The sequence below is a fragment of the Bacillus sp. 7884-1 genome, assembly GCF_002272245.1.
In the GTDB taxonomy this organism is placed as follows: domain Bacteria; phylum Bacillota; class Bacilli; order Bacillales; family Cytobacillaceae; genus Neobacillus.
Genome location: NZ_NPDD01000011.1, coordinates 40,773 through 56,370, shown reverse-complemented (window position 1 = coordinate 56,370; position 15,598 = coordinate 40,773). Strand labels below are relative to the sequence as shown.

Sequence of the window (15,598 nt, the reverse complement as noted above, 5' to 3'; positions counted from 1 at the left end):
GCCAGAACCCACAAAGGTTGTGTTTCGAATGATTTGGTTATACCTTATTCTTTCCTATTTTATAGGTAGTATCATGTTTGGCTTTCTTATCACGAAAATCATTTATCGGAAGGATATTCGTGTTCAAGGGAGCGGTAATGTCGGTGCAAGAAACGCCGGCCGCCTTCATGGCAAAACGGCTTTTGTACTGATTTTTCTCGGGGATGCACTTAAAGGTGTCCTAGTTATCTTAGCTGCCCGTTATTTGCAATTCTCAGAAACTATTCAACTAGTAGGGCTTGCCCTGGCCATTTTGGGGCATATCAAGCCGGTTACCCTTAAATTTAAGGGTGGAAAAGGGATTTCTACCTTTATTGGTGGAATTATTACCTTTGAACCGCTACTTGTTCCAGTAATTATCCTAGGTTTTTGCGTCCTTTATCCTTTTTTTAAAAGCTTCACTTTAGCAGGATTAGCGACTTTTCTTTTTATCCCAGTGGTACTTTTTATAAAAAATAATGATTGGCTAAGTTGCCTGATAGCATTAGGTATTATCGCTATGCTTTACGCAGCACATGCAGAAAATCTCAAGGAAAGGCTGAAACCTAATGAGTAAGCACGAATTCTTTTTCAAAATTGCCACCACTCCTGATGAATTCGAACAAATTCATCGCTTAAACTATCAAACCTTTTCAGAGGAAATTCCACAGCACCAAAAAAATGAGGAACAAAAGTTAGTGGATGCATTCCATGCTGAAAATACATATATCATTTGTATTAAAGAAAACGAAGTGATTGGTATGGGTGCGATTCGCGATAATCGACCATTTTCACTTGATCGAAAAATCGGTCCCGTTGAGCAATCATTGTCATTTCCAGTTAACTCTCCGTGCGAAGTTAGACTATTATCTGTCAAAAAGGAATATCGAAATGGACGGGTATTTTTAGGGCTCGCGCAGTTTCTAATAAAATATTGCCTAAAAAAAGGGTACGATATTGCTTTTATCTCCGGAACAGTCCGCCAATTAAAGCTTTACGGTCAATTAGGATTCCAGCCTTTTGCTCAATTAACGGGGAGTGATGAAGCACTCTTTCAGCCTATGTACTTGACGAAGAAAACGTTTGATGAGTCGATAGCAGGCAGAATCTTACCACCGACCATTCCCTTTTTACCAGGACCGGTTCAAATCTCGAATAACGTAATGGCAGCATTAAGCAAAACCCCGATTTCTCATCGGTCGGACCTTTATAAAGAAAAGCTTGAAAAAGCAAAGAATATTCTTGGTCGTTTGGTTAATAGTAAATATGTTCATATTTTCCTAGGCTCTGGAACACTTGCCAATGATGTTGTGGCAGGACAGCTTTCCTTAGAAACTGGACGGGGGCTAATTTTAGCTAATGGAGAATTTGGCAGCCGTTTAGTAGAACAGGCTAGTAGATTGGGACTGAAGTTCGATGTACTTCAAAAGGATTGGGGACAGGCTTTCACGCGTGAGGAAATTATTGCTGAATTATCGGAGGATACGAGTTGGATTTGGGCGGTTCACAGTGAAACTTCCTCTGGGATGCTCAACGATTTGGGTTTGTTGAAGGAAATATCGAGACAATATGAACTCAAGCTTTGCCTGGATTGCATTAGCTCTTTAGGGGCAATGGAAGTAGACTTAGAGGGAGTATTTTTGGCAACAGGTGTTAGTGGAAAGGCCATCCGCGCTCTGACAGGCCTTTCGTTCGTTTTCCACCACCATGAGGTTCAGCCATCATTAACACTTCCGAAATATCTCGATTTAGGAACCTACATGGCAAAGAAAAGCATCCCGTTTTCGCAGTCATCTAACCTCCTAGAGGCACTACTGGCAGCATTAGAAGATATTAAGATCGAAACCTTTGAAAAAGTGGTGGCAACACATTCTTTCTTAAACAATCTGCTTAAACAATTTGGCTTTACCATCATCAGTGAAGAGGACAGCTCACCGATTATTCTCACGATTGAGATACCAAGTTCTATTTCTTCCGTTGTTGTTGGAGATATTCTATACAACCACGGCTACCAGCTGCACTACGAAAGTGATTATCTACAGCGAGGAAACTGGATTCAGATTGCCTGCATTGACCACTATGCAACCTCAGATTTGGAAAAAATGGCTCACCTTCTGAATAGAGTAATAACCTATGAACAAAGTGCCTTACAACAAGCATAAGGGAATGGTCAAGAGGACCAGATTGAGTCACTGCCAGAATGTAATCCTTGCAGTGACTTTTTTATTTTTGAGTGTCCGCACCAACAATTCGTATAGAATCATTTCCTACAAACGTTTTTACTTCAACATGTAAACGATAACCCTCCATCACTTTTAATCCAATACTCGTTACTTTTGCACACATGGATTTTCCTCCTTTCTAGAAATCATCAAAACTTTACCATTGTCGAGTAAAAATAAATCCGCTAGTGGGGTTTTTATGTATTCTTCATAATGCTTGGACGCAGGAGAAGGAAAATAGGAAAGCAGATGTTTGGTGTCAACAAGGGTGCTAATTTCGCCATACACATAAGCGTGGTAACTGCTCCATGGATAATCCTCTAACCCATCTACTAGACCGGCCTTTAGCGGATTCAGATGAATATATTTACTGACATCGAATTCATAATCAAGGGAATCTAATAATTCGGCTCCATATCGCTTTTCAAATACGTGGCCGCTGTAGTTGTACTTTTTATTGAAATATTTGGCGTATTTTGTATTGAGATGACTCATAAGAATGGTTGGAGAGGTGTCTGAAGTTTGAATCTGGAGGTGTGTGTGGTTGGTCATTAAACAGAAGCTGTGAAGCGTAAATGGAAAGCGCCCCATTGTTTCTTTTAAAAAGCTAAGGTATTTCATTCGATCTTCGTCATCGTAAAAAAGCGTAGATTTACGATTTCCTCTGCTTGTAATATGATACTTTGCACCTGGAAACCAAGAGCGGCGTTTTCGACCCATAGCGGTCACTCCTAATTAATTGGATTTTGATTGATGAAAAATTGGTGAGTTGAAAAGCGGAGAGAATAGATTACATTAAATTATACCATTCGACACCATCCTCCAAATTCCTCCCTCAAAACCACCCAAACAAAAACTTTATGACTGTCCGCTCCAGGTGGACAGTGTTCACGAGTGGTGACAGGCACCAGAAGGTTATGATATTCTTGAATAGAACTGAGTACTCCAGATTTGCCAAAAACAAAACGGAGGTTTTATTTTGAAGAAACTATTGATTGTATTGTCTGCGAGTATGTTATTTTTACTTGGGGGATGTTCTTTCCTTAATGATGCACAGGATACGATTACTTATATTAATGAAGCAACTGATTATTTGTCTGCAGCGACTGATTTTGCAAGTGATGCTCCTGCTCTTGCGCAGCAAGCGGTTAGTGACATTCAGGCAGCTGAGGATCTCCAGACCATGCTTCAACAAATGCAGGAAACCGCTCAAGCCTTTAGTGAAATTCAAGCACCCGATATTGCGGCTGAGCTTCATCAGCAAATCATCGAGCAAAACAGCCTCATTGTAGCTGAAATTGAAACATACTTGACCAATTTTAAAGATGGACTGCTTGATCCAGCTATTCTTGAAAATACGGAGCTGTTTCAATCTGTTCAAGATATAACCAGCATCATTGACCAAATTCAACAGCTTGGTGGTGAATAGTTCGACTCCACACTAAGGAGGTAGGGCTACATGAAAAAATATCTAATCTTTTCGTTCATTTTATTTTTCCTCTTACCAACAGGCTGCAGTGTTAAAGGTGAATATGATATTAAAGGAACGGTTATGGAAGTTGAGAGCAGCAGTATTTTAGTTGAAGATGAAAAATTGGGATTAATCTGGCTCTCACTGCCTGATGGAACCGATGGCCGGGACTTCGAAAAAGGTCAAAGTGTTACGGTTTGGACAGATGGAAAAGTTCGAGAGTCCTATCCCTTACAAGGCACGGCTTTAAATATTGAGATCATCAAATAGAAAACAGGCTGACTCTTTCAGCCTGTTTTCTTTTGCAATCATAATGCCTCGTATTTACAGTTCACCATTATAAAACTGTAAATATCCTAGTTTCCAAGAAATAAAAGCACTGAGACAGACGGCACCAATCATGAGAATGAAAAAGAGCCAATCGATACGCGATACCGTAATTTCACGGTAGAATATTCGATTTTTTTCTCCAGTGAAGCCTTTTGATTCCATCGCGAGTGCGGTTCTCTCTGCTTTACGTATTGCACCGGCAAGAAGTGGAATAACGTATCGTTTCAACTGCTTTACTTTTTCAGGTAGGGTTCGTGCCCGCGCTACGCCCCTGACTCGATGCGCATTTTGCAGGGTCTGAAACTCCTCCTTGATTAACGGCAGGAAGCGGTATCCGGCCATGATTCCGTAGGCGAGCTTTGGCGGAAGTTTACACTGCTGCATTAGGCTAAGCAGAAAGTCGGTTGGCTTTGTCGTTAACGTAAACATAATGGATAACGTGGCAAAGCTTAACACTCGTAAACCAAGTGAAGCTCCTCTCTGAAAGCCTTCTGCTGTCAACGTCAAGAACCCCCATTGCCAAATCACCGAATCGCCTGCCTGCAGCCGTGGGAACAGCATAGTTGTCCATACATATATGAACGCGATAAATAAAAACGGAGCGAATAACAACAGCCATTTTTTAAAAGAAACGCGGCCGAATATGAAGGTGACCGTTATTGACCAGAGGATAGTCACCAGCGGTGTAATCGGATCGAAAAACACTGATAATATCAAGATAGAAATGACGATAGCAAATGCTTTTATACTGGGATTCACCTCATGTAGCAACATGAATCTCTCTCCTTACGATTTCATTTTGCAGCTGTTTCCTAAAAGGCAGCTTTAGCCTTGCTCTGCCTACGACTTCTTGGTTTTCCCACAAGCTCTCAGGTTTCCCTGAGAAAATCAACTCTCCATCATCTAATACATGTACGGTATCAGCATATTGGTCAACCAGCTCCATATCATGGGTGATCATAAAAACGGCACCATTCTTTTCATCAAGGACCCTCATGATTTCATATGCGGTGTTGGCATCCTGCCCAAATGTCGGTTCATCCAGGATAAGCAGCTCTTGTTCATGAACGAGCATGGTTGCCACACTCAGTCGCCTCTTCTGCCCCTGACTAAGGGAAAAAGGATGGGCATTTGCATGTTTTTCCAGTCCTATTTTTTCAAGGATGGCAAGAGCAGATGCCCGATGCTCCAACCCGAAGGCAATTTCCTCATAAACACTGTCAGTGATAAACTGATGCTCAGGATTTTGAAAAACGTATCCCAGAAGCTGAAATAAATCCTTCTCCTTCCACTTGGAGAGCGGAACATCGAGAAAATGAATCTCACCTTGAGAAAGTGGAACCAGTCCGGCCAAACATTTTGATAACGTCGTTTTCCCCGACCCATTGGCGCCAACCAGTACTGTCAGTTCTCCTTTATGAATCGTCAGACTAACATTTTTCAAATGTCCCCGAGCATACAGACCATTGACTTCGAGGATGGGTTCGCTATTGGGCATGATTTTGATTTCTTTTTTTAAAAAAGCAGCCGGATCCTGCAGCCCTGACAGTAGTTCATGATTTCGGAGCGGAAGTCGCTCCCCTTTATACACGCCAGATTTCTTTGCTGTTAATGCTGCCTCGACTACCTTTGGCAGCCAAATGCCTTCCTTTTTTAAAAAAGGAGCAAATTCTCCAAAACATTGTTCAGGCGTGCCATCGAAAAGGATCGTCGCGCTAGAATCTAGGACAAGGCAGCGGTCAATCAGCTCCACCCAATCGTCAAGCTTATGTTCAACGACGATCAGCGTAAACGGGCGCTCTTTCTTTAAACGAGCGATGGTATCTACCAGGTCTGAGCTTGACAGCGGGTCTAGGTTAGCCGTCGGTTCATCAAGAATGATAACCTCAGGCTGGAGAACCAAGACACAAGCAATCGCCAGCTTCTGCTTTTGCCCTCCAGATAGAGTATGAATGGTAGTCTTTTTTTCAGCCTGCAGGCCCACCAATTCTAATGCACGATCAATCTTTGCTTCCATTTCAGCACGTGGGACATGGAAATTCTCCAAGCCAAACGCTACTTCCTCTTCAACCGTCAGCATACAGAATTGGCTTTCTGGATCTTGAAAGACAATCCCTATTTTTTGGTTGAGCTCACCGGGTTTAAAATCATCAAGCTTTTTTCCCTCAAACGAGAGGTCCCCCTTCAATACCCCGTCCACCGCTTCTGGATATAACTTGTTGAGACAGAAAGCAAGCGTACTTTTCCCCGAACCGCTTGGGCCTAGAAGTAACAGTGATTGATTTCTTTCAATCGAAAAGGTTAAGTCTGTAAAAATATCGACCTCTTCATAGCTGAATCCCAGCCCGTCCGCCTTAATCTGAGGTTCAAACGGTGACATTGCGCTTGTGTTCCTTTCCTAATGGAAAACTGTTTAAGGCTCCTGTTTTTGCAAGGCCTTCACTTAGATACTTACCAAGTAACCCTGCCAGCAATGCCCCGCTCACAAGGCGGACAAAGAACATTGCGGTCACATAACCTGGTGAAAGAGCAGCAAATCCGGAGACATAAAAGCCCCAAGCAAAGCTAAATACGGATGAACCCATCCCTGCTGCCATCAATACCCAGGTCGAATAATTTTTCCATTTCGTTGCGGCAAAGACTGCTTCCGCACCTAAACCTTGGATCATCCCAGAGACAATCAACTGTGGTCCAACAGCGTTTCCAAGCATAACCTCCACCGTCGCAGCCACAGTTTCTGAAAGAAAAGCAGCACCCGGCTTGCGGATAATATAAGCTGCAATAATCGAAACAATAAACCAAATTCCAAAAATAATATCATAGCCAATCAAACCAAATAGACCGAATAGAACATTCCCGAGTTGAAGAAACAAAAGATAGACGACAGCAAAAACAACGGCTAGCACGGATAAAACAATAACCTCACGGAGTTTCCATTTTGCGAGCATTTATTTATCCCCCTTTTTTGAAGGGCTGTTCGCAGACATCGCAACAGTCATTACAATATGTGTGGAATCGCTGTCGTGCGCACCTTGGAAGGCATCCTCTAACGTTTTAAACACCTTGTTCGCATCGCCATCAAGTCTTGAGGCATAGTGAACACCTTTTGTAAAAATTCCCTGTTCTTGAGCAAGTTTACACTGGTCAACAATTACATTCATATAGGTTGGAATACCCATTGGGTATAGCGCAAATTGAACAGCAACCTCTTGCTGGATCTGCAGCGATTTTTCCTCATTTAGCCGATCCGAGTTCTCGGAAAGATAAACATCGCCTGCAGAATCTCCCGGACAGCCATTTGAATAGGTAGCTTGCAGCACAACATGATCACCGTTTTTTGATGATTCTAGGAAAATAGCTTTCACAACATCAAAAACATGCTCGGACCTGCCTCTTACACATGTACTTACATCGTCCGACTCCATCCAAACCTTTGAAGTATCCACCTCTTCTAATGCTGATAGAATAATATCTACAAACCTATCAGACATTGGATAAATCGAAAAACGTGCCCCTGTAATTTCACTCGTACCACAAAAATTAGACATCCAAAATTCCCCCTATCGTTATTTGGCAACAAAAAAACTGCATCCCATGGGAATGCAGTCGAATCATATCAAGGTTCACGTAACGATAATCTTCTCCTGCACTTCCCCACGCTAGTATTATCTAGATCGGGTCATAAGGGTCGGAACAAAGTCCTCTCAGCCATAAAGCTCCCCTAGTGCAAAAACCGTATGCAATTTTTATTGTTGGCTTAATACTAAGATAAATTTTCCATCTTGTAAAGGGCGTTGTTTTTTGGTGCCTGTCACCATAGCCTTTGGCTATGGTGACAGGCACCGCTCGTGGACAGTGTCCACCTCAGGCGGACAATTTATATCAAAAAAAGTGGAAAGAGTATTCCTACTCTTTCCACTTTTTTACTTATTTGTTTTTTCCTTTACTTGGATCAACTGTAAAGGTCATTTCAGTTTCGGCCTCGTGATAGAATGCGGAGAAACCATTGTTGAATTGGTCTTTCGCTAGAACAATTACTTTGTAGGTTCCAGGCATTTTAGGCGTCCATGATACTGTGCTGTTTACTCCATAATCTTGTAATAGGGTAATGTCTCCCTTTGCATCTTGGAGTAAGAAACGATATACTGCATTTCTGCTTCCTTCTGAGGCAGCAGTGAATTGATGTACATTCCTAAAGGCATGGTTACCATTTACAACGTAGGATACGCTGACTTTTGTCACTACTTCATCTGTAACCTTCACTTGAGCCTGTATGCTTTCGTTGCCGGAAACGTCTGTTGCAGTCACTAAAATCACTGCACCAGCTAATTGCTTTGATATCTCAATTTTGAAGTCGCCTTCTGCATTGGCTTTAGTATTGCCAATTTCTTCATCATCAACTTTTGCTGTTACAATTGAGCCTGGTTCTGCTTCTCCACTAATAAATAGGTCATTATCGTTAACTCCATTTACAACAGGGACTCCTGGTGGAGTAACGTCAATAACAGTTACTTCAGCAGCTTCACTAACATTTCCTGCAGCATCTGATGCAGTAACAAGAATCTTCGCACCTGCTTTTTGCAAGGCTATTTCAATTGTAAAATTGCCTTCTGCATTTGTAGTAGTTGAGCCAATTTCTTGACCATCAACTTTCGCAGTTACCGTAGCATTTGCTTCTGCTGTTCCGCTAATCACTGTGTCTTTGTCTTTTACCGTATTTAAAACTGGGACTTCTGGTTTACTAGTATCCGTACCAATTAATTCTTTCGTATCTCTTACACGAATACGTGTACCATCAGCAAAAGTACCAGAAAGACCGACTGCTTCAAGTGTATCGCCAACTTTAAGAACAGGGACTGGACCGCTTTGGTTTACAATATAACCATCTGTGAAGACTAAAATGTCGCCAGATCCATCATTGATTACATAAGAATTAACGTCAAAAATGGATACCACTTTACCTTTTACCTTAACAAGCAGACCTTGGTTATCATCGGATGTTGCTTCACCTGTAGGTACTAATTTAGGCTGTAAAGGTTCACCTGTACCAATTTTTATAACATCCTGATTAAAGCTAGTAAACTCAATTTCTTTGTTTCCGTCAAAAGTAATAATGTGTCCGTAGATTCGAACTTTATCACCTGGTTTAATGCTACCTGCCGGCACCTCTTGGAATGCCATAATTCCGCCAGTTTCATCTTGTACATAGAATGCATCGAAGAATACACCGGCACCTGTTGTTACCGTTCCTTCAATAACAGTTTGAGAATCTTCTGCTAACTCACGTGCGTCGCCAATTTTCGTTACTTGTGTTCCGCGTCCTGCTAGCCAGTTAATGGCATTTAGAGAGAACTCGTCATTTCCTTTTGGCTCGTATGATTCATCAATTTGCTTATCATTGAAAATGTTCATACCAGAAACGATAATACGTCCATTTTCTCCAATTTCTTCTGATGCAATTAATGGAATTGCTGAACCGCCAGAAGCATCAGATACAGCGTCATACGTGTAGCCGCTCTTAATATTACCTTGATAAGTGGTTTCATTTCCTTTTGCTAAAATCGTTACCTTACCGCCGTCTGTTAACGGTTGGTTATTAGCTGCGGATAAACTTGTTCCACTATAGTAATCTAAGAATGATACGCGGTCCGTAATATAATTAGAAACTAAGCCTGGGGATACACGGACAGCAAATGGGCTTACCTTTGGATCACTCCAGAAGTTACCTTCCTTACTATCATCAAATACTCCATCATTACCCATTCGAATCGCTGAACCAATTTCCCCTAATAAAGAGTTATTGATTGTAGGGTCCGTGCTATTATTGCTCTTACCTGCAAACAAGACGGAGCCGCCATTTTTTACAAACTTGGCAATGGCTGCACTTTCCTCTGCTGTAAACGCCGTACGATTGTGTGTAATGACTAAAACTTTTACAGTGCTTAATACTGCATCTGTAATGGTTTCTTTGTTTTCAACAACCGTATATCCTTCTTTTTGTAAAAGAATGGTAAAGGCTTTAAGGTTGTCTTTATACGTTCCACCGTCTGAACTTGTGTTTTCATTGTTGTGTTTTGCGTCAATTATTACTTTTATTCCCAGTGGCTCTTTTACATTAACATCCAGGGTAAATTGGTGATTCCCATAATCAGATGAAGCCACAGCGATTAATTTGTGATCGCCTTTTATTGTGTTGTTCCACGTAAAGCTTGCAATTCCAACGCCCTTCGATACGATAGATGAAAGAGTTTGCGTCCCAATAAGGTTCGCATCTTTTACCTCATCGTAGTAAAGGACAACTTTTACATTTTGTACATCCTGTGTACCGTTATTGCTTACACTTGCTTTTAAAGTAGCCGGATTGCCTTCAAAAATGACTTCGCCTTCAACGTCGATTCCGTTAACACGAACGTCAACTGCTTCTTCTTTTGACCAGATTGGAGCAGAATACATTCTTTCACCATCCGCTTGTGTTACACGAACTACAAACCATTGCTGTCCGCCAGCCACATTGTATGATGGTTCCCATGTGAAATCTTTGGTCATTGGAGAATAAGAATCAACAACCACGCCGCCATTAGTGATTAATTCTACTTTTTCAACTCTATCATCTGATTTATAATCAGCTGCTAAGTAGTCATACTCACTCATAGAGCGATTTTCAGCAACTAAGTCGCTTCCTGAAATCTTGAAATTCAAGTTCTTGCTATCAACGGTAGATCCCATATAATAACCATTTGCTAGTACATCTAGCGTAAAGTTTGGATCTTCTACCATGTACACACGCATATTACGCATAGAGTGTAATAGAGATGCTTGTGAAAGATCGTCAGCTACGATTACTGTACGAGCTCTTGTTTGTCCCCATGTTCCTTCATGGTTATCTTCACCATAAGTTGGAGCTACGTGCCAGCCTAAGTCTAGTACAGAGAAGAACTTCTTCTCAGCATTTGCATAAGCATAGTGTCCTGAACCATTACCAACCTCAAGCATGGTGAAAAGCTTGTCCACTTCTTTGTTATAAGGTTTGAAGTTGTTGAAAGCAGCATTTGACATATCAGGGTGGTTAAATTGTCCGACGATATCATCGTAAGTCATAACCCATGCATAGTATTGGTTTAGATCTTGGTATTGCTTGCCGTTAATATTACGATCGATAAAATTCTCTGATCCAAAGATATTTGAATGTCCCCATGTTGTAGAAGTCATTTCAAATGCTGGGAAAACTACATATTCACCATTTTTAGTGTTCTGATCAGCTAGATCCTTCGTTAACTGCCAATCTGAACCACCTGTACGTTCTTGCATGCCATCACGAACAACAGTGTCCTGACCAAGTAAAGTTGGATCGATATCGTGTGAGTGGTCAGAAAAAGCAAACCAGTCATAACCGTATTTTTTACCAGCAGCAACCGCAGCTTCTGGACTACCAGCACCATCATGTGAAATATTCGTATGGTTGTGAGTGGTTCCGCGGAAATGCTGCCCGCCAGTAAAACGAGGAACAGATTCAAAAGTCCATTCTTTCGTACCTTTATTACCTTTAGAGTCAGTTGCTTCTACTTTTACGGTATGATCACCGTTTTTAAGGTCTTGCTCAGGTGTGAATTTCACCTGCTTTTTGCTGATTGTTGCATTTGTTACTTCATTTCCATCGAACCAAACTTTTACAGTTGTTGTGTCTACTTCACTTGGATCTTCCATTACAACTGAAATTTCTGGTCGCGGGCTTTCTACTCTAGTACCATTTGCAGGAGTTTCACTTAAGAATTCTGGTGAAAATGTGTCTGCAATCAAGGTTACTTGATGCGGTGCTTCACTAGTTCCAGATGTCTGTGTCTTATCTCCATTCTTTGCTTCAATATAATATTCGAAGCCATTTGCCGGTACGTTTGCTGCATTAAGAGTAGCCGTATAACGACCTTCAGTTGTTGAAGCCATCGGAAGTGCCGTAAATTCTGTAGCATCTTTTGCACGGTAGTATGCCGTAACAGACTCTGCACCGCTTGCGATTGCAACAAATTCGATGTTTGTAGCTTGGAAAACTTCTATTAATGCCGTGTGGCTCAAGTTTAACATTGGCGTGATGTCTTTAACGTCACGTGGGAAAACTTGATAACCATTCACATGTGATGCATTTGTTGTATATTGTCCAACTATTCCAGTTACAGAATAGCTGTTGCCAATGATGAAATCTGTGTCAGGCTTGATACCAGTAGATCCCATTACGCGGATAGTAGTTGCTTTATTATTTTCGTCTACCATTGTTACGTTGTAATTTGCACCGGTAGCTGCTACTGTTGTTACTTTACCACTTACTTTTACTAAGCTTCCTTCTAGAGGTTCAGCCACTGTAAACGTGTTTAACTCAAGTATCGTAATATATTTCACAGCTGGAATTGAATTTCCTTCGCTGACTTTAACAATTGCGGTGGGCTCAAATTCAGTTAATCCGTTATAAACAATTACTTTACCAGTTACTTTAAGGGCGTCTCCACGCTGAATCGTCAGCTTAGAATCTAAGCTTCCGAAGATATTAATCCCGCCAGTTTCATCCTGGATGTAGTAGTTGTTTTTCTGTGTACCAAGGACACCATTATCAACTGTCACAACACCTTCAATTGTGTAAAAATTGTTTAAGTTTTGCAGAATCCCCTTAGAATCTGTTACTTTTACTTCATTAATAGGTGTAACAACATCTAAAACAGCCTTTTGAATTCCGACAGGAACACTTTCTAACATAATCCCTTTGTCGCTTTTTGTTTTCTGGGTGACGTAAACTTTATCCGGAGCATTGTTAATCGTAATGTTGAAATCTCCCGTTGTACCTGCATTCACTTCAGCTGCATTTAATTTTTGTGTAGCGGCTTCATCGGCATATACATTAATAATGGCTTCCTTAGCAGCGGCACCCGCGCCACCAATTAACGTCCCCTTACCAGCGTTTACCATATAGCTCAGCTTATCAAATACAACATCGGCACTTGCTCCTGCTTTATTAACTTGGATAGCAGCACTTTCATCTAAGTCAGTCTGTGTGGCAGAAATAAATACTGCTGTCAGCACTTTTTCAGACGTGAAGGTAATATCAAAAGAACCATTGTCATCTGCCGTTGCCGTTGCAAGTGCCGTTCCTTTGTTCGCGCTTTCATATACCTTAATAGTGGACTTGCCTTCAACTGCTTCAGGTCCCCCTGTTACCTTTATTGAAGTACCAGTTTGTAGAAATTGAATAGTAAAACCTTTAGGTTGCAAGCTGATTTGTGGAACCATTGGTTTTTCAGGAGTGCTTGAAGTGTTTTTTGGTACTGGTGTTACTGCAACAAAGTCCGTTTTGTTGTCATTGGAATCCCAAGCATTTCCTTTACCTGGTGCAGGTTCTGTGTTGGCGTATGGTCTACGTTGGACACTCTTTGAAGCAGAAGGTGCTGGAGTTGGACCAGTTCCCTCAAATGCGCTAGCAGTAGAACCAAAACCTACATAATCTACATCTATAGATTCATTATTTACTAATTTTATTTTACCTGCACTAGCAGACATAGCAGTTGAGCCTGATGCATCTGGAGCAGGAAGATCAACACCGTTTGCTCCTCCACCTTGTGAAATTAAATAATATCCATAAGCCGGAATCGTACCGGATAGAGATAAACTAGCCCAGTTAGTACCTGCTGCAGAGGCATACTCAACCTTCCAGCCATCTAATGAAATGTCTTGGTCAGTTGGGTTATATAACTCAATAAAGTCCTTATTAAAAGGTGCTCCAACATTACCCCCACCGCCATAAACTTGAGAGATTACTATATGATTTGCCTGTTCGGCATAGGCTTTCCCCATTAAGCCGCTAGGTAAAAAGGTGCTAACTAATAAGAGAAACGCCATGAATGTGCTTATCCAGCGTTTTAAAACTTTCCCCTTGCTATAACTCATCTCTGTTCCACCCTTTTGTTAGTTTTGCTATCTATTTCTACTTTTTAGAAAAATAGTCCCCTCTCTTTCCATAATATGTAGCTCTATTATTCTACAAAATTTTTACTAATATAGGAATAACCAAAATCATAGAATTATACTGATAATTTTCGACTTATGTATACAAAATCAGGAGAAATGTGATTATATATAGGAGGATTTCTTTTTTTACGTTTAAAATTATTTTATAAAAGTATTACTAGGGAGGTTGAAAGGTGATTTCTTTTTTCTACCAAAGTAGACAAGTTTTGAAATTTCATTTTAAATCAAATAGATTACTTAATTATCTTGCTATTTTAGCTATGATGGGTATGTTATTTCCCTCTTTAGCACATGCCCATGCCTATAGCGCAAGTTATACAAGTATAATAATGAATCCTGATAAAACCGAGTTTGTTTTTGCTATTGATACCCTGTCAATTATCGAATTAATAGAGGATATTGATAAAAATAAAAACAAGGAACTCGAGAAGTCGGAAATGAAAGAGAAAAACCATGATTTAGAGGAACTCGTTCACCACCATCTAACTCTAGATTTAAACAATCGGCAGCAAGAACCTATCTTGGAAAAAATGGTCTTGGAAAAAAAGGAAGATAAGATTTTTTTAACCTACTATTTAACTTTTCCCGCTTTCACTGCCGGGGACACCCTTAGCTTTAATGATGGATTGTATGTAAATGACCCTGCTACCAATTACGTTAACTTAATTTCCTTTGAGTTTGCTGGTACGACGGGCCAAGCAATTTTACAAGGAAAAGAGCGGACTTGGACGATTCTTTTGGCTGAAGCTCAAGAAGAGCAATCCCAAGAAGGACAAACCTCACAACCTGAGGAAAATCAGACACAACCTGATTCAACTCAAGAGGTTGACCCTAATGTAAATGCCTCCACTTCATCTTGGTTCTCCTTTTTAAAGCTCGGAATGCTCCATATCTTGACGGGTTACGATCATCTATTATTTCTATTAGCCTTACTTCTTAGAAAGCAGACGTTCAAGCAATATGCAGCGATTATTACGTCCTTTACGATTGCCCATAGTATTACGATAAGTCTCGCTGTTTTAGGCGTGATTACATTGCCGTCGCGCTTCGTTGAGTCTGTAATTGCTTTTAGCATCGTGTATGTGGCACTCGAAAATATTTTCAGAAAAGAAATCCGGCACCGCTGGGGCCTAACCTTCCTATTTGGTTTAATCCATGGTCTTGGATTTGCAAATATCCTAAAAGAAATGAACATCCCAAAAGCTGACTTAGCTCTTGCTTTAGTGAATTTCAATATTGGGATTGAGGTTGTTCAGTTAGCATTGGTATTACTTGTTCTTCCACTACTAACCTATATGTTCAGGCTCAAATCATCAGGATTGATTATTAAAGCGGGGTCAATTATAGTAGCAGCATTAGGGGCCTTCTGGCTCATAGAAAGAATTTCCCCCTAAATAAACACCAAGGATTACCATATGGTAGTCCTTTTTCCTTTATTGAAAATTTTATGCACTTGCTCTACCCTGAAAGCTGTCATATCATGATATAAAATATACAATGATGTATATATGGTGACAGGCACCGCGAAAGTGGCACTGAAAGGGGTCTA

At 40.8% G+C, this 15,598-nt stretch carries 12 protein-coding genes and 1 riboswitch; of the genes, 5 read left to right on the top strand and 7 right to left on the bottom strand.

The features are described 5' to 3' along the window. Window positions 1-28 precede the first annotated feature (28 nt). Both CHI06_RS01105 and CHI06_RS01100 read left to right on the top strand, forming a co-directional pair. Window positions 29-595 (top strand): glycerol-3-phosphate acyltransferase, encoded by a 567-nt coding sequence (locus CHI06_RS01105; protein WP_095246571.1) that lies wholly within the window; start codon window positions 29-31, stop codon window positions 593-595. Then, window positions 588-2,180: an aminotransferase class V-fold PLP-dependent enzyme gene (locus CHI06_RS01100; RefSeq protein WP_095246570.1), complete on the top strand. Its 1,593-nt coding sequence runs from the start codon at window positions 588-590 to the stop codon at window positions 2,178-2,180. The genes CHI06_RS01105 and CHI06_RS01100 overlap by 8 nt, the downstream gene beginning before the upstream one ends. Before the next feature lie 61 nt (window positions 2,181-2,241). On the opposite strand, the gene CHI06_RS30335 is transcribed toward CHI06_RS01100, so the two are convergent. Together CHI06_RS30335 and CHI06_RS01095 are read right to left on the bottom strand one after the other, a co-directional pair. Next, window positions 2,242-2,364 (bottom strand): hypothetical protein, encoded by a 123-nt coding sequence (locus CHI06_RS30335; RefSeq protein WP_257009126.1) that lies wholly within the window; start codon window positions 2,362-2,364, stop codon window positions 2,242-2,244. Further along, window positions 2,349-2,960 carry a transposase gene (locus tag CHI06_RS01095; RefSeq protein ID WP_095246569.1) on the bottom strand — a complete coding sequence of 204 codons (612 nt, stop codon included), beginning with the start codon at window positions 2,958-2,960 and terminating at the stop codon, window positions 2,349-2,351. Before CHI06_RS01095 ends, CHI06_RS30335 begins: the two co-directional genes overlap by 16 nt. Before the next feature lie 259 nt (window positions 2,961-3,219). Between CHI06_RS01095 and CHI06_RS01090 the strand changes: the two genes are divergently transcribed. Both CHI06_RS01090 and CHI06_RS01085 read left to right on the top strand, forming a co-directional pair. Next, entirely contained in the window at window positions 3,220-3,669 is a 450-nt protein-coding gene (locus CHI06_RS01090; protein WP_095246568.1) for a DUF6376 family protein, read from the top strand. Between the two features lie 30 nt (window positions 3,670-3,699). Continuing rightward, window positions 3,700-3,981 (top strand): DUF3221 domain-containing protein, encoded by a 282-nt coding sequence (locus CHI06_RS01085; RefSeq protein WP_095246567.1) that lies wholly within the window; start codon window positions 3,700-3,702, stop codon window positions 3,979-3,981. A 54-nt stretch (window positions 3,982-4,035) separates the two neighbouring features. Here CHI06_RS01085 and CHI06_RS01080 read toward each other — a convergent pair whose 3' ends face one another. The 5 genes from CHI06_RS01080 to CHI06_RS01060 form a co-directional block, all read right to left on the bottom strand. After that, window positions 4,036-4,815: an energy-coupling factor transporter transmembrane component T family protein gene (locus CHI06_RS01080; protein ID WP_095246566.1), complete on the bottom strand. Its 780-nt coding sequence runs from the start codon at window positions 4,813-4,815 to the stop codon at window positions 4,036-4,038. Beyond that, window positions 4,802-6,421 carry an ABC transporter ATP-binding protein gene (locus CHI06_RS01075; protein WP_095246565.1) on the bottom strand — a complete coding sequence of 540 codons (1,620 nt, stop codon included), beginning with the start codon at window positions 6,419-6,421 and terminating at the stop codon, window positions 4,802-4,804. Before CHI06_RS01075 ends, CHI06_RS01080 begins: the two co-directional genes overlap by 14 nt. Beyond that, window positions 6,408-6,989, bottom strand: coding sequence for an ECF transporter S component (locus tag CHI06_RS01070; RefSeq protein WP_095246564.1), 582 nt, complete (start codon window positions 6,987-6,989; stop codon window positions 6,408-6,410). The genes CHI06_RS01075 and CHI06_RS01070 overlap by 14 nt, the downstream gene beginning before the upstream one ends. Beyond that, on the bottom strand, window positions 6,990-7,589 hold the full coding sequence (locus tag CHI06_RS01065) for a YkoF family thiamine/hydroxymethylpyrimidine-binding protein (RefSeq protein WP_095246563.1): 600 nt from the start codon (window positions 7,587-7,589) through the stop codon (window positions 6,990-6,992). It abuts the gene before it with no gap. 86 nt (window positions 7,590-7,675) lie between these two features. Further along, window positions 7,676-7,774: riboswitch (TPP riboswitch) on the bottom strand. A 194-nt stretch (window positions 7,775-7,968) separates the two neighbouring features. After that, the gene (locus CHI06_RS01060) at window positions 7,969-13,968 is read right to left on the bottom strand and encodes a DUF4350 domain-containing protein (protein ID WP_095246562.1); all 6,000 of its coding nucleotides are present in this window, start codon (window positions 13,966-13,968) and stop codon (window positions 7,969-7,971) included. A 254-nt stretch (window positions 13,969-14,222) separates the two neighbouring features. On the opposite strand from CHI06_RS01060, the gene CHI06_RS01055 reads away from it, so the two are divergent. Continuing rightward, on the top strand, window positions 14,223-15,443 hold the full coding sequence (locus CHI06_RS01055; protein ID WP_257009125.1) for a HupE/UreJ family protein: 1,221 nt from the start codon (window positions 14,223-14,225) through the stop codon (window positions 15,441-15,443). Window positions 15,444-15,598: the final 155 nt, after the last annotated feature.